At 57.6% G+C, this 19,525-nt stretch carries 26 protein-coding genes; 2 read left to right on the top strand and 24 right to left on the bottom strand.

The genetic code is table 11. The annotated features are described in order from the left end of the window. Positions 1-23 precede the first annotated feature (23 nt). Together ACR0I8_RS20105 and hemP are read right to left on the bottom strand one after the other, a co-directional pair. Positions 24-500 (bottom strand): hypothetical protein, encoded by a 477-nt coding sequence (locus ACR0I8_RS20105; RefSeq protein ID WP_170693122.1) that lies wholly within the window; start codon positions 498-500, stop codon positions 24-26. After that, complete coding sequence (gene hemP, locus ACR0I8_RS20100) at positions 497-664, bottom strand: hemin uptake protein HemP (protein WP_170468565.1); 168 nt, start codon at positions 662-664, stop codon at positions 497-499. Before hemP ends, ACR0I8_RS20105 begins: the two co-directional genes overlap by 4 nt. A gap of 157 nt (positions 665-821) precedes the next feature. On the opposite strand from hemP, the gene gph reads away from it, so the two are divergent. Continuing rightward, positions 822-1,559, top strand: a complete 738-nt coding sequence (gene gph, locus ACR0I8_RS20095; RefSeq protein ID WP_480703546.1) for a phosphoglycolate phosphatase — start codon at positions 822-824, stop codon at positions 1,557-1,559. Positions 1,560-1,810: 251 nt separating this feature from the next. Here the strand turns inward: gph and dld are convergent, their stop codons facing one another. From dld to ACR0I8_RS20075, 4 genes are all read right to left on the bottom strand, one after another. Next, the gene (gene dld, locus ACR0I8_RS20090) at positions 1,811-3,499 is read right to left on the bottom strand and encodes a D-lactate dehydrogenase (RefSeq protein ID WP_170693124.1); all 1,689 of its coding nucleotides are present in this window, start codon (positions 3,497-3,499) and stop codon (positions 1,811-1,813) included. Positions 3,500-3,515: 16 nt separating this feature from the next. Then, positions 3,516-4,667, bottom strand: a complete 1,152-nt coding sequence (locus ACR0I8_RS20085; RefSeq protein WP_170693125.1) for an alpha-hydroxy acid oxidase — start codon at positions 4,665-4,667, stop codon at positions 3,516-3,518. Positions 4,668-4,679: 12 nt separating this feature from the next. Next, positions 4,680-6,743 carry a TRAP transporter large permease subunit gene (locus ACR0I8_RS20080; protein ID WP_170693127.1) on the bottom strand — a complete coding sequence of 688 codons (2,064 nt, stop codon included), beginning with the start codon at positions 6,741-6,743 and terminating at the stop codon, positions 4,680-4,682. Positions 6,744-6,858: 115 nt separating this feature from the next. Beyond that, positions 6,859-7,908, bottom strand: coding sequence for a TRAP transporter substrate-binding protein (locus ACR0I8_RS20075; RefSeq protein ID WP_170380531.1), 1,050 nt, complete (start codon positions 7,906-7,908; stop codon positions 6,859-6,861). A gap of 313 nt (positions 7,909-8,221) precedes the next feature. On the opposite strand from ACR0I8_RS20075, the gene ACR0I8_RS20070 reads away from it, so the two are divergent. Beyond that, complete coding sequence (locus tag ACR0I8_RS20070; protein ID WP_170468578.1) at positions 8,222-8,995, top strand: FadR/GntR family transcriptional regulator; 774 nt, start codon at positions 8,222-8,224, stop codon at positions 8,993-8,995. 69 nt (positions 8,996-9,064) lie between these two features. On the opposite strand, the gene comE is transcribed toward ACR0I8_RS20070, so the two are convergent. The 18 genes from comE to ACR0I8_RS19980 all read right to left on the bottom strand — a co-directional run bounded on the left by comE (position 9,065) and on the right by ACR0I8_RS19980 (position 19,511). Further along, a complete protein-coding gene (gene comE / locus ACR0I8_RS20065) occupies positions 9,065-9,619 on the bottom strand; it encodes a sulfopyruvate decarboxylase subunit beta (RefSeq protein WP_170494501.1) in 555 nt (184 codons plus the stop codon). Then, the gene (locus ACR0I8_RS20060; protein ID WP_170468582.1) at positions 9,616-10,122 is read right to left on the bottom strand and encodes a sulfopyruvate decarboxylase subunit alpha; all 507 of its coding nucleotides are present in this window, start codon (positions 10,120-10,122) and stop codon (positions 9,616-9,618) included. Before ACR0I8_RS20060 ends, comE begins: the two co-directional genes overlap by 4 nt. Before the next feature lie 51 nt (positions 10,123-10,173). Beyond that, positions 10,174-10,581 carry a universal stress protein gene (locus tag ACR0I8_RS20055; RefSeq protein WP_170662747.1) on the bottom strand — a complete coding sequence of 136 codons (408 nt, stop codon included), beginning with the start codon at positions 10,579-10,581 and terminating at the stop codon, positions 10,174-10,176. A gap of 100 nt (positions 10,582-10,681) precedes the next feature. Then, entirely contained in the window at positions 10,682-11,989 is a 1,308-nt protein-coding gene (gene hisD / locus ACR0I8_RS20050; RefSeq protein WP_170693129.1) for a histidinol dehydrogenase, read from the bottom strand. A 325-nt stretch (positions 11,990-12,314) separates the two neighbouring features. Then, positions 12,315-12,503, bottom strand: a complete 189-nt coding sequence (gene rpmD, locus ACR0I8_RS20045) for a 50S ribosomal protein L30 (RefSeq protein WP_074736195.1) — start codon at positions 12,501-12,503, stop codon at positions 12,315-12,317. Positions 12,504-12,516: 13 nt separating this feature from the next. Next, positions 12,517-13,080, bottom strand: a complete 564-nt coding sequence (rpsE, locus tag ACR0I8_RS20040) for a 30S ribosomal protein S5 (protein WP_170356677.1) — start codon at positions 13,078-13,080, stop codon at positions 12,517-12,519. Positions 13,081-13,196: 116 nt separating this feature from the next. Then, a complete protein-coding gene (gene rplR, locus ACR0I8_RS20035) occupies positions 13,197-13,556 on the bottom strand; it encodes a 50S ribosomal protein L18 (protein ID WP_039523386.1) in 360 nt (119 codons plus the stop codon). Between the two features lie 11 nt (positions 13,557-13,567). Beyond that, positions 13,568-14,101, bottom strand: a complete 534-nt coding sequence (rplF, locus tag ACR0I8_RS20030; protein ID WP_170373361.1) for a 50S ribosomal protein L6 — start codon at positions 14,099-14,101, stop codon at positions 13,568-13,570. An 11-nt stretch (positions 14,102-14,112) separates the two neighbouring features. Further along, on the bottom strand, positions 14,113-14,505 hold the full coding sequence (gene rpsH / locus ACR0I8_RS20025) for a 30S ribosomal protein S8 (RefSeq protein WP_170373360.1): 393 nt from the start codon (positions 14,503-14,505) through the stop codon (positions 14,113-14,115). 13 nt (positions 14,506-14,518) lie between these two features. Beyond that, on the bottom strand, positions 14,519-14,824 hold the full coding sequence (gene rpsN, locus ACR0I8_RS20020) for a 30S ribosomal protein S14 (RefSeq protein ID WP_068340744.1): 306 nt from the start codon (positions 14,822-14,824) through the stop codon (positions 14,519-14,521). A gap of 19 nt (positions 14,825-14,843) precedes the next feature. Then, the gene (gene rplE, locus ACR0I8_RS20015; RefSeq protein ID WP_170356680.1) at positions 14,844-15,404 is read right to left on the bottom strand and encodes a 50S ribosomal protein L5; all 561 of its coding nucleotides are present in this window, start codon (positions 15,402-15,404) and stop codon (positions 14,844-14,846) included. Next, complete coding sequence (rplX, locus tag ACR0I8_RS20010; protein ID WP_068340764.1) at positions 15,397-15,708, bottom strand: 50S ribosomal protein L24; 312 nt, start codon at positions 15,706-15,708, stop codon at positions 15,397-15,399. The genes rplE and rplX overlap by 8 nt, the downstream gene beginning before the upstream one ends. 2 nt (positions 15,709-15,710) lie before the next feature. Next, positions 15,711-16,079, bottom strand: coding sequence for a 50S ribosomal protein L14 (rplN, locus tag ACR0I8_RS20005; protein ID WP_008757934.1), 369 nt, complete (start codon positions 16,077-16,079; stop codon positions 15,711-15,713). A 73-nt stretch (positions 16,080-16,152) separates the two neighbouring features. Then, on the bottom strand, positions 16,153-16,383 hold the full coding sequence (gene rpsQ / locus ACR0I8_RS20000; protein ID WP_152459158.1) for a 30S ribosomal protein S17: 231 nt from the start codon (positions 16,381-16,383) through the stop codon (positions 16,153-16,155). Between the two features lie 4 nt (positions 16,384-16,387). Then, positions 16,388-16,594 (bottom strand): 50S ribosomal protein L29, encoded by a 207-nt coding sequence (gene rpmC / locus ACR0I8_RS19995; RefSeq protein ID WP_010437082.1) that lies wholly within the window; start codon positions 16,592-16,594, stop codon positions 16,388-16,390. Between the two features lie 216 nt (positions 16,595-16,810). Beyond that, positions 16,811-17,419: a Rossmann-fold NAD(P)-binding domain-containing protein gene (locus tag ACR0I8_RS19990; RefSeq protein ID WP_170693131.1), complete on the bottom strand. Its 609-nt coding sequence runs from the start codon at positions 17,417-17,419 to the stop codon at positions 16,811-16,813. A gap of 15 nt (positions 17,420-17,434) precedes the next feature. Continuing rightward, positions 17,435-18,055, bottom strand: a complete 621-nt coding sequence (locus ACR0I8_RS19985; RefSeq protein ID WP_170380524.1) for a 2OG-Fe(II) oxygenase family protein — start codon at positions 18,053-18,055, stop codon at positions 17,435-17,437. Positions 18,056-18,143: 88 nt separating this feature from the next. Next, positions 18,144-19,511, bottom strand: coding sequence for an ArsB/NhaD family transporter (locus tag ACR0I8_RS19980; RefSeq protein WP_170380523.1), 1,368 nt, complete (start codon positions 19,509-19,511; stop codon positions 18,144-18,146). Between the last annotated feature and the right edge of the window lie 14 nt (positions 19,512-19,525).

Here is a 19,525-nt window from a genome sequence, read left to right as displayed (position 1 = left end):
CAATCGCCGGGGCTATTTGCCTGTCAATGCAAGACGGCCGAGGGGGTCTGGTGACCGGTTGTCGGCATTGGAATGGCGGCTGTCATGCGGCGCAGGGCCATCCCCAGCTCTTCTGACAAAGAGGCAAGGGCGGGCGCAAAATCCGGACGCACGATCAGTGAGGCCATCATCATCGCGTCTTCCCGCGCGCCTTCCGATGCTGCCGCAATCATCTGGGCGAAACAGTTCTCATCCGCGCCCAAACAGGCACATCCCAATCCATGCCGGATCAATGGACGGCGGCCATAGCTGGCGCACAGCGAGCATAGACGATCCAAGGTCAGCATCGCGGCGCGCCCTTGATCGGCGCCCAGCGCGATGTCGAAATCACTGGCCGCGTCTGCGCGGCCTCTGGCACCTTCGCTCCAGAGGCGCAGATACATCACCGCGCCTGCTTCGATTGGGGCAAGGTCTGTCAGGCGGCCAACCGTTGCGCCGCCGCGAGACGACGGGCTGCTCATTTTGTCAGGATCAGTTTGCCGGCACGGGTGATGCGCAGCGTATAAAGCTGATCACCCAGTTCGATATGGGCGAGATTGCCGCCTTTGGTCAGCTCTTCGGCCTTGTGCGAAGGCAGCACGGATACGGCAAAGGACTGGGTGGCGATAGGGGTCTGCGCGTTCATTTGACAACTCCGGAGTATCTCAGGCAAGGGCCTGAACTGTTCGCTTTCTCAATGACCTGGCTGACCCGAGTCTGGGGTGGCTGTCGGCTTCTGCTCTTATTCTGATTATTTTAGTAAGGATTGTCAAGCCGCGCATTTGCGCTTGCAGAAAGTTGCCGTGTTGCGCCTTCTTGACGGGCAGGTTAGGCCTGAACGCATAGGCAAAAACACCGAGGTTACTATGGGCGCGGCAATTGTATTTGATCTGGACGGAACTCTGGTCGACAGCCTGGGCGACATCGTTGCGGCCGCGAACCAGACGCTGAGCGATCTCGACCTGCCCCCTTTGCCGCGCGAGGTGATCGGGCGATTCGTCGGCAATGGTCTCCCCAAGCTGGTCGAGCGTATGATCCGGCACTGCGAATTGCCCTTGGACCGTCACGAAGAGCTGACGAAAGTGACGCTCGCGCATTACACGGCAGGGGCCAGCAGAACGACGGTGCCCTATCCCGGCATTCCTCAGGCGTTGGCCAGCTTGCAATCGCAGGGGCACATACTGGGCGTCTGCACCAACAAGCCCGAGACCCCTGCCCGGCATATTCTAGACGTACTGTACCTATCGCAATATTTCGATGCGGTTCTGGGTGGCGATAGCCTGACCACCAGGAAACCCGACCCTCAGCATCTGTTTGCGAGCTTCGACGCGTTGCCAGCTCATGGGTCGCGTGTTTTCGTGGGTGACAGCGAGGTGGACGCAGAAACAGCCGAGCGCGCCAAGATTCCCTTTCTCCTGTTCACACAAGGCTATCGAAAGTCGCCCGTGACAGATATTCCGCACGACATCGCCTATGACAAGGCGGACGAGATTCCGCCCCTTGTCGCGCAGATGCTGCAGATGTCTGCTCAGGTGAAATAGGCCTCAGCGCATACCCTGAAAATTATTGAGGGGCCGGCCGAGGGGGTATGGACCAGCCCCTCATCGGGGAAACTCTGTATGGCCCGTCGGGGCCAGCTGTTGTCTCTTGTTTAGCGGGCCGCGACAGATGGCGAAATTGGGGGATTCCCGTAGGACTGGATTTTTTTGCCTCAACGCCGCAGTGAAACCCGCGCTTGATCTCAGGTTTGAGGGGCGATCAGGGCCCTGACCATACGCACCATGCGTCCGAGTTATTCGGGCTCCGCGTAGTTTCGAGCTTTGGACATTTTGCCGATCCCCGGATTGAAGGAATTGGTCGGGTCGCAGCATTTGTAATGGGCTGCCAGATCGGGCTTGGCCTTGTACAAATGCCCCACATTGTGTTCGGCGGGGTATTCCGCGCCGCGCCTGTCGAACAACTCCAACATCGCGGCTTTCAAAGCCTTTGGGTCAGCGCCTTTTTTGACCACGTAGTCCTGATGCATCACGTGGCACATGAAATGACCGTAGTAGAGCTTTTGGACCAGTTGGTCCTCAATCTCTGGCGGAAGCGTCTCAAGCCAGTCCTGATCGTTGCGCCGCAAAGCCACATCGAGCGCAATGATGTCTTCCACCTCATTGCAATGCAGTGCCATGTACCTGACCGCAGCTCCGGCGGCGGCAAAGCGGTGCAACCCTGCGATCTTGGCCTCTCGTGGAGTGCATTCGAAGGCATCGCCGTCACGATCTTTGAGGAATATGGGCAGCCATTCAGCAGCCTCGGCAATCCCTTCGTTCTTCATCTTCAGGATCAGATGGTGTTCGAAGCGGTCGCGAAACTCGACCATCCGTTTTGGCAAGACACGCGGCCAGACCGAGACCGCCATCTGCATAAATCTATCAGTGAAGTTGCGCAGGAAGGGAATTCGGCGCAGGCGGGCATCGACTGCGCCTTTGAGCGCAAAGAACATCGGCAGCCGGTCAGTGCCCAGTTTGTCGATCATCACGACCGTATCCTTACCGTAACGCGCCGTGATGTCGAACACCTCGCGCTGCATGTATTCGGCGGACACTGGCAGCGACTTGAATTCCGACAGGATATGACGGCGCAGGGCGGCCAGATCATCGGGGCTGTTTGTTCCGATGTAAAAGACCTTTTCGGCCTCGTTCTTGGGGAACGTATCAAGCCGTACGGCAAAGACGGCCAGCTTGCCAGCCGAGCCAGCGGATTCGAACAGCTTGGCCTTGTCCGCATTGAACCGCGCAGGCGTTTCGGCGTCGACATCACGCACGATCTGCGCGTAGTCACTGGCCGAGGCGCGTTTGTTCGTGGCCCCGGGGTTCCGGTCGAACGTGCCTGCGTCGAGATTTGCCAGGATCTCTTCAGGCGTGTCGCCCAGATCAATTCCCAGATGGTTGACCAGCTCCAGCTCGCCCTGCTCGGATATCCGCGCGTGGACGGACAGTTCGGTGTAAACGGGGCCACGTTCCACCAGCGACCCGCCCGAGTTGTTGCAGACGCCACCCACAATCGACGCGCCGATACACGAGGATCCGATCACCGAATGCGGCTCTCGCCTCAATGGGGCCAACAGTTTTTCCAGCGCAAACAGGGTGGCGCCGGGAAAGCTGACGATCTGCTCGCCGTCGTTCAGTGGCACCAGAGTGTCCATGCGGCGCGTGTTGATCAGTACCACGTCCCGGTCATAGCTGCCCGAGGGGGTCGACCCTTCGGTCAGGCCGGTATTGGCCGCCTGCATGATGACTATCTTGTCGGCTGCAACGCAGGCCTGCAAAACCTTCCACTGCTCCAGAAGGCTTCCAGGCTGGATGACGCACAACGCCTCGCCCTCACCCGAGCGGAAACCACGCCGGAACCGTTCCGTCGCGCGTTCGCCAGTTAGAACATGCCGCGTTCCAACGACAGAGCGGAAATGTTCAATCAACGCGTCATTGGTCATGGCATCCCTCGTGTCTTTATGCGGCGCGGAAACGGATATTCTCGCGGCTCAGTTGGTCGATTCTGGTCACACCCATCAGCTTCATGTCACGTTCGATCTCGGCCCGCATGAGGCCCAGCGCTCGTTCGACACCCGGCTGACCAGCGGCGGCCAGAGGATACAGGTATTGACGTCCGACACCGACTGCTTTCGCGCCGATCGAAAGCGCCTTTAGCACATGAGTACCGCGCTGAATGCCGCTGTCCATGATCACGTCCAGCTTGTCGCCGACCGCATCTACGATCTCGGCCAGTTGATCAAACGGCGTGCGTGAGCCATCCAGCTGCCGCCCGCCATGGTTCGACAGAATAATCCCGGTGCAGCCAATCTCAGCCGCACGCTTGGCATCTTCGACTGTCATGATCCCCTTGAGGCAGAACTGACCGTCCCAATCCCGCACCATCTGCGCGACGTCATACCAATTCATCGACGGGTCCAGCATCTCGGTGAAATAGCCGCCGATCGAGCTGGCACTGCCACCCATATCCACATGCTCTTCCAATTGCGGCAGGCGGAACTTTTCGTGGGTGACATAGTTGATCCCCCACATCGGCTTGATCGCAAACTGGATCATGCCGTCCAGTGTCAGGCGGAACGGGATCGAAAAACCGGTGCGCAGGTCACGCTCGCGGTTACCGCCGGTGATGCTGTCGACGGTCAGCATCATGACCTCGACCCCGGCCTCTTTCGCGCGCTGCATCATGGCCGCGTTCAGGCCGCGATCCTTGTGGAAATAGAACTGATAGACCTGCGGGTTCTTGTGCTTCTTGCGCAGTTCTTCAAGCGACACGGTGCCCAGGGAAGACACACCGAACATGGTGCCGTATTTCTCGGCCGCGGCGGCTACGGCGCGTTCGCCTTGGTGGTGGAACAACCGCTGCAGAGCGGTGGGCGAGCAGTAAAACGGCATGTCCAGCTTTTGCCCCATCACGGTGACGGACATGTCCACGTCCTTCACCCCGCGCAGTACAGACGGCAACAGATCGCAGCGGTCAAAAGCGGCGGTGTTCTGGCGATATGTCACCTCATCATCCGCACCGCCATCGATATAGTTGAAGATCGGCCCCGGCAGGCGGCGCTTGGCCAACTGCCGGAAGTCGTGAAAGTTGTGGCAATGCTTGAGACGCATATCGTGATCTCCTTAATACGCCACAGAGGGCAGCCAGGTGGCGAGTGTCGGCCATAGGAAGACAAGCGCCAATCCGGTAAGTTGTAGCAGCACAAAGGGGATGATGCCTTTGTAGATATGCATCAGCTTGATCTCGGGCGGGCAGACGCCTTTCAGGTAGAAAAGAGCGAAGCCAACCGGCGGGGTCAGGAAGCTGGTTTGAAGCGTCACCGCCACCAAGATCACAAACCAGACCAGTGCGGGTTCATCCAGCACTCCGAAGCCCGGAATGTCGATTCCCAGGCCGTTCACGATCGGTCGCATCAGGGGCAATACGATCAGGGTGATCTCGATCCAGTCCAGAACAAAGCCCAGCAGGAATACGATGAACAGGATGAACAGGACCGTGCCATTGGCACCGAAGCCGGTGGATTGGACCACGTGCTCGATCAGTTCATCGCCGCCAAGTTCCCGCAGAACATAGGAGAATACCGTCGCGCCAAGGAAGATCGCGAAGATATAGGCGGTGGTGTTGAAGGTCGAAACTAGCACGTTCCACAGTTTCGCAAAGGTCAGCTTGCGATATCCCAGCGCCAACAGCGTCGCGCCCAATGCGCCTATGCCAGAGGCCTCGGTCGGGGTGGTCAGACCTCCGAAGATCGAGCCCAGAACCGCGAGGATCAGAAGCAGCGTTGGAATGACCGCGATCAGAACGTCTTTGACAGCATCCCAGTCAGGCGCTTTTGCCCCTTCGGGCACGGGGGCCGCGTCGCGCTTCACTTGTGCGAGAATGAAGATGTAGGTCAGGTATAGCCCCCCAATGATCACACCGGGGAAGACGGCGGCCATGAACAGGTCTCCGACGGACAGAGCCATCTGGTCGGCCATGATCACCAGCATGATCGAGGGCGGGATCAGGATACCCAGCGTGCCCGAAGCAGAGACCACGCCCGCCGCCAACGTCGGCTGATATTTCTGCTGCATCATCGACGGCAAAGACAGCACGCCCAGCAGCACCACGGACGCACCAATAATGCCGGTCGAGGCCGCCAGTATGATCCCGATCAGGGTCACGGTGATGGCAAGACCACCCCGCACGGTGCCGAACAGGCGCTGCATCGAGGTCATCAGACGCTCGGCCACACCGGATTCGTCCAGCATCAGCCCCATGAAGATGAACATCGGCAGCGCGACCAGAACCGCGTTGGACATGGTCGCGTAGACCCGGTTTACCACGGCGCCCAGGGTCAGGTAGTCGAGCCCGGTAAAGGTGCTCTCCAACCCGGTCCACAGCATCAGGTCATTGTCGAATAGGTAAGCTAGACCGCAATACGCAACACCGACACCAGCCAGTACCCAGGCCACCGGATAGCCGGTGAAGAGCAGCGCGATGAATGTCAGGAACATCGCAATGACCAGTTTTTCTTCGGTCGTTTCGACCAGGAAGGTCAGGCCCACACAGACGGCGGCAAACACAGCCAGAACCAGCAGGATACGACGCAGAGGAGCCCCCTCGCGTTCCGAAGCCGGTCCGTACATCAGTGCGTGACCGTCATGGATCAGTCGCGCCAGCGCAGCCAGCGCCAACAGAACAAAGCTGATCGGAATGACCGCCTTGAAGGCCCAACGCGCAGGCAGACCGGTGGGGCTGTCCGAGCGTTCGTTGACGCGGAAGCTTTCGTAGAAATAGTCATAGCCCTGATCGATCATCAGATAGATGAACGGGGTCAGCAGGGTCAGAATGCCGATCACCTCGATGATCCGCTGCGCCCGGCGGGACAGTTGCATATGCAGAACGTCGACGCGCACGTGGCTGTCTGTGATCAAGGCATATGAAATGCCGATCATCGTAACGATGCCGTAGAAGTGCCACTGGATCTCATCCAGTTTGGGGTAGTTCTGGCTGAGCAGATAGCGCAGCGCGACCTGCGAAAAAATCGCCGCCATCAGCAGCACATTCGCCCACATGACGACATGACCGACAGCTTTGACGCTGGTATCAATGGCAACGGCGATTTTTTGACGGTCGGTATCGGGATGCTCCAGGATGCCTTCATAGGCCTCAACCGGATCTTTAGTGGTATTTGGATTGCTCATGGTCATTCCTCGCCCGGCAGCCCTTTGCAAGGGCGGTGAAAGTTTGGAAAAATCCGAAGATCAGAAATCGACTGGGGCAGCTGTGTGCGCTGCCCCAGAGACGTCAGTGAGGAAGTTACTGACGTGGGAGGAAGGCGTTGGTCTTCCAGAGGTTGTAGCCGTCACGGAACTCGGTCATGTCGGCCAGAACCTTGGCAAAGAAGGCGTCATTTGCGGCCTCTTCGGCGGCGACCTCTTCCCAAGTGCTGCGGAAGGTATCCAGCATCTCGGGCGACCACTGCTTGAGGGTGACGCCGTTGTTTTCAACGTTGTCGATCAGAGCCGCGTGCTGGATCGCTTCACCTTCGGCAAAGCTGTCGGCCATCGAAGCCTTACAGGCGTTTTCGATGATCGCCTTGTGCTGCTCGCTGGTTTCCGCCCAGACGTCTTTGTTGATCATCAATTCGAACACGGTCGCTTGCTGGTGCCAGCCGGGGAAGTAGTTAAACTTGACCAGCTTGTGGAAGCCCAGACGCGCGTCGATGGCGGGCATCGAGAATTCGGTCGCGTCGATCGCACCTTTTTCCAGCGCCGGGAAGATCTCACCACCGGGCAGCAAAGAGGTCGCAACACCCAGTTTCTGCATCACCTTGCCGCCCAGACCGAAGAAACGCATCTTCAGACCGCTCAGGTCTTCAGGTGAGTTGATTTCAGTCGCGAACCAGCCCGAGGTCTCGGGGGCGATGACTGCGCAAGGGATCACGTGGACGTTGTAGCCCGCCTGATCATACATCTCTTGGTACAGCGTCATGCCGTTGCCGTAGTAGAGCCACGCCATGTATTCGCCCGCCTCCGGGCCGAAAGGAACGGCCGAGAACAGCGGAGCAGCCGGGATTTTACCCGCCCAGTAACCAGCGGTGGTGTAGCCCGAGTTGATCTTGCCAGTCGAAACCGCGTCTAGAATTTCGAACGGTGGAACCAGTTTGCCTGGCTCATATACCTTCATCTTCAGCGTACCACCCGACATCAGGTCCAACTGCTCGGCAACGCGCGGGATTGGCGAACCAAGACCAGGCAGTTCGGTCGAGAACGCAATCGGGGTTTTCAACAGCAGCTTATCTTTAGCAACCGCAGGTGCGGCCATCAGGCTGGCGGCTACGGCAAGGCTCGTCAGGGTCTTTTTCATAATGTCTCCTCCTGGGTGGGTCGGGCATCTGCCTCAAACACAAACGCAGACCCTTGCGGGTTTGCATTAGTGGTTCACTAACTTTACCATTGCTACTCAGTCAATAATTTTATTTACCAATGGATCTGCAGAAATGTCCCTTACTGGGCGCACTCAGTTTCGATTAATTACTGCATATTTTCGTAAATTCTTATTTTAATGAAAGTGTTAAGATGTATTTCCATGCTGGAACTGAATGCTTGAAAAACACGCCAATATGGTTACATTTATTTACCAATATATCTCACCTCGGCATCTTACTTAGGTAAAACCCATGAACACCAAGGCGATTTTTGAACCGGTCGGACACGAATCGCTGGCCGATGCCGTGGTGGCACAGATCGAAGACCTCATCGCGTCGGGCATTCTGAAACAGGGCCGCAAGCTGCCGTCCGAGAGGGATCTGGCCGAGATGCTTCGGGTCTCACGGCCGAAGCTGCGCGAAGCACTGGCCGTGCTGGAAGAGCGCGGGCTGGTCACCACTCAGCATGGTGAGGGGACCTTTGTCGCCGCCCTGACCGGGCAAGCGATGTTGCCGGCCCTTCTGGCGCTATACGAACGGCACGAGCCTGCCTTTTTCGACCACCTGGAATACCGCCGAGAACAAGAAGGCTTTGCCGCCCGCCTTGCCGCCCGCAGGTCCACCAAGGCCGACAAGGAGAGGATCGCCGAAATCCTCGACGAGAATGTGCGGGCGTGGGAGGCGAACGATGCGCAAGCCTCACGCGAGGCGGATTTCGCCCTGCATGCTGCTATCGTCGACGCCAGCCAGAACGCCACTTTGATCCATATGATGGCCTCGATCTACGAACTGACCAAGCGAGGCGTTTTCTACAATCGCAGTTTTCTGAAATCGATTGACGGTTCGGGCAAACAGCTGCTGGATCAGCACCTTGCCTTGGGTCAAGCGGTGATTGACGGAGACGAAAAGCGCGCCGAACAGGCCGCGCTGGACCATATCGACTTTGTCGAGCGCTCGTTCAGGACGGGGATAGAACAGCAGCGCCGCGAGGTTATGGCCGAGAAACGGCGACTTCTGTCGCGCTAGACATTTAGTACCAAAGCCGCCCGCAACGGACGGCTTTGATCAGTGCATTCAGCAAAACGGGAGAGGTGTTCAGGCCTGTACGGCCTTCATAAACCGATCTCGGATCACGACAGGGTCCATCGTGATCGGCGGCATCTTGGCATTGCCGCTTTCGCATTTGCTAACGATGATGGTCATCTGCCGGGCGTCCAGTGCCTCTTGCAACACGCGACCGGTATCTTCGGCGGCACATTCAATCACACGCTCACATCCTGCCGCAGCCGCCATTTTCGCCAATGACGTCTTCAACCCCGCATAGGTCGGCTGATCCCCGGTGGACCCGTATGAGCCATTGTCGACGATCAGGAGGATGTAGTTGTCAGCCACGTTGTTCGCGATGGTCGGCAGCGTTCCAAGATTGGTCAGAACGGAGCCGTCCCCATCGATCACGATCACCGGCTTGGGCTGGGACAGGGCCAACCCCAGACCTATGGATGAAGCCAACCCCATCGTGCCCAGCATGTAGAAATTCGTTGGCTGGTCATCAATCGCGTGCAGCTCTTGGCTGGGAATGCCGATGTTGCAAACCACCAGTTGATCCCGCAGGATCGGAGCGATTTCTTTCAGGATTTCAGAACGGATCATTGGTCGCCATAGCCTCCCCAGAAGTTGGCGTCGGTCAGAATGGCAACCGGCTTGTTGCACATGAACGTGTATTTCAGGATCGCATCCAACTCGGCCACATCCGCCTGATGGTGAAAATGGTAAGTCGGGATATTGAGCTGCGCCAACAACGCCTTGGTGTGAACAGCCATCTCGACCTGGCAGGCAATCGGCTCGCGCAGCTCACCCCGGTACGAGATCAGCATCGGCAGTGGCATCCGATAATACTGGATCAGGGTCGCCAATGTGTTGATCGTCACCCCGATTGCTGTGTTCTGCATGATAATGGCCGGGCGCTTACCGCCCATCCATGCGCCTGCGCACAGGCCCATCCCCTCGTCCTCTTTGTTCGAAGGGATGTGATAGATGCCTTCGCGCTGGTCGATCTCATCAATGACACCGGCCAATTGCTTGCAGGGGACGGTGGTCACGAACGAAATGTCGTTCGCCACCAGGTCGTCAGTGATCTTCTTGTCTATATTCATCTTCCGGCTGTCAGTCCTATTGTTGTCGCCCAAGGGCGTGATTGACGGTTATCACCTGCGGTACACATGCACCGCGCAAGGGGCATGACGCACAACGCGCGACGCTGTGGAGCCCAGGAAATAGTCGCTGAGGTCGGGCTTGTGAGACCCGATGACGATGCAATCGACACCGTTCTCCGCCGCATAATCTATGATCGTGCGCGCCGTGTGGCCCTTCACGAGTTCGGAACTCACCCCATCCAGCCCTTCGACTTTGCGCGACAGTTCCAGTCGGGCGCGGCGATATCCTTCTGCCACCAGATCCTTGTCCAGAAACGCACTGACCGAGCCCTGCGGCATTTCGTAAACATGCAAAGCAATGATCTCTCCGCCGCCCTGAGACAAGGCACGCGCCACTTCCAGAGTGTGTTGCGAGATATCGTGATCCAGCGCCATTGGAACGAGAACTTTCTTGTACATGTCAAACTCCTTTCGACCCGGTCGGCCCTATCAAGCCAAGGATAGTACCCAGTGCGGTATCAAGGCCAGAGAACAGTTTGGCAGGTGGTGGTTGGACCGATCATCCTTCGGCACGCAGATCAAATTCCTCATCCGGGAAATACTTGGCGAGGCGCACATCGGCCGCCCGTGCATGTCCCTCCATCCCTTCCACGCGCGAAATCCGGGCAGTGGCCAGGGCGATGGGTTTTGAGCCTTCCCGAGTCGCCCGCTGCCATGTCACGATCTTCATGTATTTGTGGACGCTCAGCCCGCCCGTGTAGCTGGCCGCCCCCGAGGTCGGCAGAACGTGGTTGGTACCCGTTGCCTTGTCCCCATAGGATACAGTGGTCTCTTCCCCCAGAAACAAAGAGCCATAGCAGGTCAGGCGATCCAGCCACCATTCCAGATCCTCGGCCTGAACGGTCAGGTGTTCCGGCGCGTATTCGTCAGAACAAGCGGCCATCTCTTCGCGATCCGAACAAACGATGACCTCGGCATAGTCGCGCCATGCAGCAGCCGCGTTTTCTCGGTTCAGGTCAGGAAGATCTGCAATCAACTCGGGCACCAGTGTCATGACATTCTGCGCAAGCGCTCGGTCATCTGTCACCAGCCAGACAGGAGAGTTATACCCGTGTTCCGCCTGACTCACGAGATCGGTGGCCACAACAAGCGGGTCCGCACTGCTGTCGGCGAGGACCAGACTGTCGGTTGGTCCGGCGATCATGTCGATGCCAACCTCACCGTAGAGGATGCGCTTGGCCTCGGCCACGAACTGGTTCCCGGGCCCTACAAGGATGTTCGCGCGCGGCAGGCCGAACAGGCCGTATCGCATCGCGGCGACACCCTGCACCCCTCCCATTGCCAGAATACTGTCGGCCCCACAGATATGGGCCGCATAGACTACCGCTGGCGCAACGCCCTCATCCGGTTTCGGAGGGGAGCACGCGATGATGTGGCGGCATCCGGCCACTTTGGCGGTTGTCACGGTCATGATCGCACTGGCGATATGGCTGTACCGGCCGCCGGGCACATAGCAGCCCGCCGCATCCACGGGGATCGCCTTTTGGCCAGCGATCACTCCGGGCACGATCTCGGTCTGGACGTCGGCCATCGTGGCCTTCTGTGCCTCGGCAAAATGGCGGACGTTGTTATGGGCGAAACGGATATCCGCCTTAAGCTTTTCAGGCACAAGCGTAATGGCGGCGTCAATCTCGTCCTGCGTCATCAGAACGTTGCCGTCGAACCTGTCGAACTTGGCTGCATATTCCAGTGCCTTCGCGTCGCCGCCGGCTTCAATCTCGGCCAGGATGGTCTTGACCGTATCGTGAACCTCGGGCGCATCAGATTGCGCCGTCAGCATCGCCTTTTTGAGATAGTCGCGCGCCATAGTCAGCCCCTGCTCCCGGTTCTTGCCCGGCCACTCTGTCAGAGGCGAAATCGCCTTTGCAAGCGTTTGTGGAGCCTCAGACGAAACTCTTTTCGATCTTCTAACCCCATTTAAGAAAAGACAAATTTTGGGATTGGGAAAGCTGAAACTCGGCCTCGCAAGACGACCTCGGCGCCGTTGTTGCCTACGGATTCAGCGGGACCTACGACCCTCTTCAAGGCGTGAGGTAAGCGGTCGAACTAGGCGATTCGCAGATTCACTTGAGCAAAAGAAAACGCCCCTGACGAAGGTCAGAGGCGGTTCCAAAAGTATTTTCAGAGGGCGGTTAGCCGCGCTCTTCGATGATTTCAACCAGATGCGGGATCTTGTTGACCATGCCGCGAACCGAAGGCGTATCCTCCAGCTCACGGGTGCGGTGCATCTTGTTCAGGCCCAGACCGATCAGGGTTGCGCGCTGTTCGGCGGGGCGACGGATCGGAGAACCGATCTGCTTGACGACGATGGTTTTTGCCATTGCTCGCTACTCCTTACGCTTCGGCTTCAGCCGGTGCTTCGTCCCGCTTGGGCAGGATGTCGGCAACTTTTTTACCACGACGTGCGGCAACCGAACGCGGGCTCTGCTCTTTCTGCAGGCCGTTAATGGTGGCGCGGATCATGTTGTACGGGTTCTGCGAGCCCAGCGACTTGGAAACAACGTCCTTGACGCCCAGCATTTCGAACACGGCACGCATCGGACCACCGGCGATGATACCAGTACCTTCAGGTGCGGTGCGCATAACCACTTTACCAGCGCCGTGACGGCCCTCGATGTCGTGGTGCAGGGTACGACCTTCGCGCAGTTGCACGCGGATCATCTGACGCTTGGCTTGCTCAGTCGCCTTACGGATGGCTTCAGGTACTTCTTTCGCTTTACCTTTACCAAAGCCGACGCGGCCTTTCTGATCGCCGACAACCACCAGAGCGGCGAAGCCAAAGCGCTTACCACCTTTTACGGTTTTCGACACGCGGTTGATTGCGACCAGACGATCTGCAAATTCCGGTGCTTCTTCACGGTCGCGGCCACGGCCCCGACGGTTTTCACGTTCTGCCATTTGGCATCCCTTTTCTCATGTGGCGCTTTCGGCGCCGTTTTCTTCAATCCAAGTGAGCCCCGACTGTCGCCGAGGCCCCCGGATCATCGGGGCGGATCGAAAGCCGCCCGCAAGTCTTAGATCTTCAGACCACCTTCACGCGCGGCGTCGGCAACTGCTTTCACCTTGCCGTGGAACAGGAAGCCACCACGATCGAAATAGGCCTCTTCGACGCCTGCCTTCTTGGCACGCTCGGCGATGGCCGCGCCCACTTTGGTGGCCGCTTCGACGTTGTTCTTGCCAACAACACCCAGATCTTTTTCCAGGGTCGAGGCCGATGCCAGGGTCACGCCACGAACGTCGTCGATCAGCTGAACGCTGATGTTCTTGTTCGAACGGTGAACCGACAGGCGTACACGGCCGGCGTTGACTTTGCGAAGTTTGTTCCGAACGCGCAGGCGGCGCTTCAGAAACAGGGTTCTTTTGCTGTTTGCCATTGTTTGCGTCCTTACTTCTTCTTGCCTTCCTTGCGGAAGATGAACTCGCCCTTGTAACGGATGCCCTTGCCTTTGTACGGCTCGGGACGGCGCCATTCGCGGATTTTGGCCGCGACTTCGCCCACCTGCTGCTGGTCGATACCTTCCACAACGATCTCGGTCTGCTTCGGCGCGGTGATGGTGACACCTTCCGGAGCAGTGAAATCAACATCGTGGCTGTAGCCCAGGTTCAGCTTCAGGGTGTTGCCCTGCATCTGAGCCCGGTAACCAACACCCTGGATCTCCAGCTCTTTTTTGAAGCCTTCGGTCACACCGGTTACCAGGTTGGCAACCATGGTGCGGCTCATGCCCCACTGCTGGCGGGCACGCTTGGACATGCCACGGGGGTCGATCTTGACCACGTTGTCTTCAACCGACAGCGTCACGTCGTCGGTGGCGGTGAAGCTGCGGGTGCCTTTCGGACCTTTGACTTCGATGGTCTGACCCGACACAGAGGCGGTAACGCCGCTGGGCAGCTCGACCGGTTTTTTACCAATACGAGACATTGCAGACCTCCTTAGAAGACGGTGCAGAGCACTTCGCCGCCAACATTGTTGGAGCGAGCGTTTGCGTCCGACATCACACCTTTCGGAGTGCTGACAATCGACACGCCCAGACCCTGACGGACCTGCGGGATGTCATTGACGCCCATGTAGACGCGACGACCGGGTTTCGAAACCCGCTTCAGCTCGCGAATAACAGGGGTGCCTTCGTAGTACTTCAGGCTGATTTCGATGGCCGGATGACCGTTTGCACCGGTCGTCTTTTCATAGCCACGGATGTAGCCTTCGTCCGCCAGCACGTCCAGAACCCAACCGCGCAGCTTGGAAGCCGGGGTGGAAACGGTGGACTTGCCGCGCATTTGCGCGTTGCGGATACGGGTGAGCATATCGCCGATAGGATCATTCATATCTATGTCTCCCTTACCAGCTCGATTTCACCATGCCGGGGATCTGACCAGCAGAACCCAGCTCGCGCAGCGCGATACGGCTGACCTTCAGCTTACGGTAGTAAGCGTGGGGACGACCGGTCAGCTGACAACGGTTGTGCAGACGGGTAGCCGAGCTGTTGCGCGGCAGTTTCGCCAGTTTCAGACGCGCTTTGAAACGCTCTTCCATCGGGCGGCTCTCGTCATTCGCGATTTCTTTCAGCTCGGCACGCTTTGCGGCATATTTGGCCACCAGGCGTTCGCGCTTCTTTTCGCGTTCGATCATTGCTTTTTTAGCCATGTCTCAATCCTCCCGGCGCTTACGCGTTGAACGGCATGTTGAATGCTTTCAACAGGCTCTTCGCTTCAGCGTCGGTTTTCGCTGTGGTGGCAATTACGATATCCAGGCCCCAGACCTCGTCGACCTTGTCGAAGTCGATTTCCGGGAACACGATGTGCTCTTTCATGCCCATGGCAAAGTTGCCCTGACCATCGAAAGACGGCTTAACACCGCGGAAGTCACGAACGCGCGGCAGCGCGATGGTGATCAGGCGATCCAGGAATTCGTACATCCGGTCACCGCGCAGGGTCACTTTCGCGCCCAGCGGCATGTCTTCACGGACGCGGAAACCCGCGATCGACTTCTTCGCCTTGGTTGCAACGGCCTTTTGACCAGCAATAGCAGTCAGATCTTCGACAGCAGCTTTCGCTTTCTTCGAGTCTTTGACCGCCTCAGCACCACAACCGATGTTCAGAACGATTTTGTCCAGCTTGGGCAGCTGCATGTCGTTCTTGTAGCCGAACTCTTCTTTCAGAGCGGCACGGATGGTTTCAACGTACTGAGCTTTCAGACGCGGGGTGTAGGTTGCGGAATCAAGCATCGATCACGTCCCCTGTGGTCTTCGCGAAGCGAACCTTCTTGTCACCTTCCATGCGGAAGCCAACGCGGGTTGCTTTGCCGTTCTTGTCCAGCAGCGCCAGGTTCGACAGCTCGATCGGGTTTGCCTGAGGCAGGCGACCACCTTGCGAGGTTTGAGACTGACGTGTGTGACGGATGGCAATGTTGATGCCTTCGACAACAGCTTTACCGGCTTTGGGGTCAACCGAGGAAATGGTTCCCTCTTTGCCCTTGTCCTTGCCGGCCAGCACGACGACCTTGTCGCCTTTGCGGAGTTTAGCAGCCATGATTACAGCACCTCCGGAGCCAGCGAGATGATTTTCATGAAGTTCTTGCCGCGCAATTCACGAACAACGGGGCCAAAGATACGGGTACCGACTGGCTCGTTGTTATTGTTCAGGATGACGGCGGCGTTGCGATCGAAACGGATCGCTGTGCCGTCTTCGCGACGGACTTCCTTGGCGGTGCGTACGACGACGGCCTTACGGACGTCACCTTTCTTTACGCGGCCGCGCGGGATGGCTTCCTTCACCGAGACGACAATGATGTCGCCAACGGAGGCGTATTTACGCTTGGAACCACCCAGGACCTTGATGCACTGAACTCGGCGTGCGCCGGAGTTGTCAGCGACATCCAGATTGGTCTGCATCTGGATCATGTGGTTTCTCCCGACCTGTGGGGGCTGGTCTCGTTAGATCCCCCAGGGTTTCGACAAATGAAATCCCAGGGGCTTACGCCTCCAGAACTTCCCAACGTTTCGTCTTCGATTTCGGCGCGCATTCGATGATGCGTACGGTGTCACCGACCTTGAAGGCGTTCTTTTCGTCGTGAGCCCGGTATTTCTTGGACTTACGAACGGTTTTGTGCAGCAGCGGGTGCTTGAAACGGCGCTCAACCGAAACGGTTACGGTTTGCTCGTTGGCGTCGCTGGTGACCACGCCGGACAGGATACGCTTGGGCATAGGATTACTCCTCCGATGCCGCAGCAGCGGCCTTTTCGTTCAGAATGGTTTTGACGCGGGCAGCGTTGCGGCGAGCCGCTTTGATGCCAGCAGTGTTTTCCAGCTGACCGGTTGCCTGTTGAAAGCGCAGGTTAAAGCTTTCTTTCTTCAGGTTGGCCAGTTCCTCGCGGAGCTGGTCCGGGGTCTTGTCACGCAGTTCTTGGGCGTTCATCGCCTTTTTCCTTTGCTCAAAACACCAGAAGGCCCCCTGACAGGGTCACCTTGGACCTGGTGGATGAATGATAGACATGCGAATCCCCCGACTCGGCCGGGGGACTTGCAGGATGCCGCCGTATAAGGGTTTAAGCGGTGGGTGGCAAGAGGAAGTTTTAGGGTGCGAATTGGACAGAAAAACCGTGTCTCACCGACGCCGGGTTGAAGCTGCGGCCTATGAATTGTCGTCTTTGATTTGCAATTGGTGAAAACCGCCGTCCAATACAGGTAAAGAGTCACCAGCAGCCACGCCTCTTCTCAGCACCATTTGCAGCTCAGGGGCATACAACATCCGCTCAGTAAACGCGTGGGAACCCTCGACACTCTCTTTGAGCAAGACATCCCAAACTCGATACTTGCAGGCCCCAACCCTTTCAATCCGGTATCTTTGAAACTCGACCTCAATTGAACCCGACTGGGCATTGTCGGTGTTGGGATAGTCGACGAAGTCTGAGGTCCACTTCTTTTGACTGTCCAAGATATCTAGCGAGTCCAATTTTCGCTCATAACTTCGGAACCATTTTGTGTCGGGCAACCCTTGGGGCGGCAAGATTGGATGGGCAAAATAAACTTCTCGCCGAGTTTCATTTGCCCCCGGTTCGACAGTACTCGCAAGAATACCCCCTGCATGAGAGACGTATTCGATGTCATCCAGATTTTTGCCAGGCTCGCGAACAAGGACAATGCCGGTATCAACGTGTTCTTTACTGGGACATTCCGCGCTAACCGAAGACGCCAGTAGCGCTACTAGAAAAGAACTGCCTAAAAAAAATTTAATCAACATTGAGGGTTTTCGCTCTCATTCCCACTTATAGTTGAAACTGACACTGATCCGATCATCCTCGGCCATATTCATCGGAACTTCGTGGCGCAGCCAACTTTCCCAAAGTAGCACATCCCCCACTTGAGGCTGAACATAAATGAAAGGTTGCAAGTCCCTTCGCCCAAATTTTAGGCGCGTCGGCGCGGCCATCATGCGGCCTGAACGCGGATCCTCCAGCTTCAACGCGCTCGCCCCTTCGGGCATGGCAACGTAGGTCGTGCCCGAGATCACGCTGTGCGGGTGCAAATGGCTGGAGTGCATGCCGCCCTCCGGCAGGATATTGATCCATAGGTCTTCAAGCTTAAGCTCCCCCTCGCCCAGATCGAACTCCAGATCCTTGGCAAAAGCCGCAACGTGCTGATCCAGCGCCTTCACCAGATCGGCGAAGATCGGGAAGCGCCAAGGCAAATCGGTGAGCGAGGCGTAGCTGGTATAGCCGGGATAGCCATTCTCTTCACACCATTCCTGCCCGGCCTCATCATCCTCGGCAATAACAAGGCAGGAGTTTTCCAGCTCGCCCGCGTCGATCTTGGGATCGAACTCGGACAAAGCTGCGCGATAGAGACGGGTAACGAAGAGTGATTCAATCTGTGCCATGCCCCGGCTATATCCCAGCGGAAGCACAAGGGCGAGAGCAGCCGCCTCAGAAAAGCGGCTGCTCGGGTGCGACTTATCGTTAAGCGCCTTAGTAGAAGTAGCGCAGCCAGAGATAGACGTTGGCGATCATCAGGGTCAGGATCATGATCGGGAAAGCCATGAGCGCGAATTTGACGAAGCCAATCGGCTGCTTAGCCTTTTCGGCAAAGGCCGCAACCGTCAGGTTGGCGCTTGCCCCCAGCAAAGTCCCGTTGCCGCCCAGACAGGCGCCCAGAGCCAGCGACCACCACAGAGGCTCGATCGCATCAGGCCCGCCAAACGTGTCAGCCGTGGACTCGATCAGAGGGATCATCGTGGCCACGAAGGGGATGTTGTCCAGAATGGCCGACAAGATACCCGAGGCCCAGAAGATGAAGAACGCAGTCCACATCATGTCGCCCTCGGTCAACTCCAGCACTTTCTCACCGAAGAATTCGAGCAGGCCGACATGCTCGACACCTGCAACGATGACGAACAAACCGCCGAAGAAGAAAATGGTGATCCACTCAACCTCACCAAAAATGTGGTGAACGGATTCGGACTGCTCTTCTCCGTGCTGGTGCCCATAGGCCAACAGCATCAGCAGCGCAGCACCGGCCAGCGCCGAGGTGCCCGGCTGGATGCCGTAGCCGTGGCCAAGCGTGAAGCCAAGCAGGGTCAGCGCCAGAACCGACAGGGATTTGATCATCAGGCCGACATCGGTGATCGCTTCATTTTCATTGAAACGCATGATCTTTTCGCAGGCCGATTTGGGGATGGCGGCCAGCGTGCGGCGGTTCATCAGGTAGATTATACCGGTCAACACCACCAGACAGATGGCCGAGATCGGCGCAAGATTGACCACAAAGTCATTGAAGCTGAGGCCTGCGGCCGAACCGATGATGATGTTCGGCGGGTCACCAATCAGAGTGGCCGTACCGCCCACATTCGAGGCCAGTATCTCGGCAAAGAAGAACGGGTAAACACGCGTCTCGAGCGCGTCTGTGATCAGCAAAGTGATCGGCGCGATCAACAGAACGGTCGTTACGTTGTCGAGCAGAGCCGAGAACACCGCCGTGATCAGCGTCAGCATGATCAGGATGCCTGTCGGATTGGCCTTGACCACCTTTGCGGCCTTGATGGCGACGAATTGGAACAACCCGCATTTGCTGGTGATCCCGACGATCACCATCATGCCAATCAGCAGCGCCAAGGTGTTGGCATCAACGCCCGCGACGGCCTGTTCCTGGTTGATGATGCCGAACAGCACCATCAGCGATGCCCCCAGCATGGCCAGAATGGCGCGGTTCACTTTTTCGGTCACCAGGACGGCATATACTGCGATCAAGATACCGGTGGCGACCCACAAAGGGTCAATCCCCAACAGCTGAGGAACGGAGAACGCGTGTTCTCCATGCGAAACGGAATGGTCGGTCAATGGTCTGATCCGGT

The sequence above is a fragment of the Ruegeria sp. BG9 genome, from assembly GCF_056538305.1.
Note: the sequence above shows the minus strand (reverse complement) of the source record. Positions and strands in the feature narration are given on the sequence as shown.

What these genes read in the sequence shown, in the direction of transcription:
- rplN (WP_008757934.1), bottom strand. Translation starts at nt 16,079, where the DNA reads ATGATCCAGATGCAGACCAATCTGGATGTCGCTGACAACTCCGGCGCA.
- ACR0I8_RS20055 (WP_170662747.1), bottom strand. Translation starts at nt 10,581, where the DNA reads ATGTACAAGAAAGTTCTCGTTCCAATGGCGCTGGATCACGATATCTCG.
- hisD (WP_170693129.1), bottom strand. Translation starts at nt 11,989, where the DNA reads ATGGCGCGCGACTATCTCAAAAAGGCGATGCTGACGGCGCAATCTGAT.
- rpsQ (WP_152459158.1), bottom strand. Translation starts at nt 16,383, where the DNA reads ATGCCCAAGCGTATCCTGTCCGGCGTGGTCACCAGCGACGCCAACGAG.
- dld (WP_170693124.1), bottom strand. Translation starts at nt 3,499, where the DNA reads ATGACCAATGACGCGTTGATTGAACATTTCCGCTCTGTCGTTGGAACG.
- ACR0I8_RS19990 (WP_170693131.1), bottom strand. Translation starts at nt 17,419, where the DNA reads ATGTTGATTAAATTTTTTTTAGGCAGTTCTTTTCTAGTAGCGCTACTG.
- comE (WP_170494501.1), bottom strand. Translation starts at nt 9,619, where the DNA reads ATGATCCGTTCTGAAATCCTGAAAGAAATCGCTCCGATCCTGCGGGAT.
- rplF (WP_170373361.1), bottom strand. Translation starts at nt 14,101, where the DNA reads ATGTCTCGTATTGGTAAAAAACCGGTCGAGCTGCCCAGCGGCGTTACC.
- hemP (WP_170468565.1), bottom strand. Translation starts at nt 664, where the DNA reads ATGAACGCGCAGACCCCTATCGCCACCCAGTCCTTTGCCGTATCCGTG.
- rplE (WP_170356680.1), bottom strand. Translation starts at nt 15,404, where the DNA reads ATGCTTGATTCCGCAACCTACACCCCGCGTCTGAAAGCTCAGTACGTT.
- rpsE (WP_170356677.1), bottom strand. Translation starts at nt 13,080, where the DNA reads ATGGCAGAACGTGAAAACCGTCGGGGCCGTGGCCGCGACCGTGAAGAA.
- ACR0I8_RS19985 (WP_170380524.1), bottom strand. Translation starts at nt 18,055, where the DNA reads ATGGCACAGATTGAATCACTCTTCGTTACCCGTCTCTATCGCGCAGCT.
- ACR0I8_RS20105 (WP_170693122.1), bottom strand. Translation starts at nt 500, where the DNA reads ATGAGCAGCCCGTCGTCTCGCGGCGGCGCAACGGTTGGCCGCCTGACA.
- rpmD (WP_074736195.1), bottom strand. Translation starts at nt 12,503, where the DNA reads ATGGCAAAAACCATCGTCGTCAAGCAGATCGGTTCTCCGATCCGTCGC.
- rpmC (WP_010437082.1), bottom strand. Translation starts at nt 16,594, where the DNA reads ATGAACGCCCAAGAACTGCGTGACAAGACCCCGGACCAGCTCCGCGAG.
- ACR0I8_RS20070 (WP_170468578.1), top strand. Translation starts at nt 8,222, where the DNA reads ATGAACACCAAGGCGATTTTTGAACCGGTCGGACACGAATCGCTGGCC.
- rplX (WP_068340764.1), bottom strand. Translation starts at nt 15,708, where the DNA reads ATGGCTGCTAAACTCCGCAAAGGCGACAAGGTCGTCGTGCTGGCCGGC.
- ACR0I8_RS20075 (WP_170380531.1), bottom strand. Translation starts at nt 7,908, where the DNA reads ATGAAAAAGACCCTGACGAGCCTTGCCGTAGCCGCCAGCCTGATGGCC.
- rpsH (WP_170373360.1), bottom strand. Translation starts at nt 14,505, where the DNA reads ATGAATGATCCTATCGGCGATATGCTCACCCGTATCCGCAACGCGCAA.
- ACR0I8_RS20085 (WP_170693125.1), bottom strand. Translation starts at nt 4,667, where the DNA reads ATGCGTCTCAAGCATTGCCACAACTTTCACGACTTCCGGCAGTTGGCC.
- ACR0I8_RS20080 (WP_170693127.1), bottom strand. Translation starts at nt 6,743, where the DNA reads ATGAGCAATCCAAATACCACTAAAGATCCGGTTGAGGCCTATGAAGGC.
- rplR (WP_039523386.1), bottom strand. Translation starts at nt 13,556, where the DNA reads ATGGCAAACAGCAAAAGAACCCTGTTTCTGAAGCGCCGCCTGCGCGTT.
- rpsN (WP_068340744.1), bottom strand. Translation starts at nt 14,824, where the DNA reads ATGGCTAAAAAAGCAATGATCGAACGCGAAAAGAAGCGCGAACGCCTG.
- ACR0I8_RS20060 (WP_170468582.1), bottom strand. Translation starts at nt 10,122, where the DNA reads ATGAATATAGACAAGAAGATCACTGACGACCTGGTGGCGAACGACATT.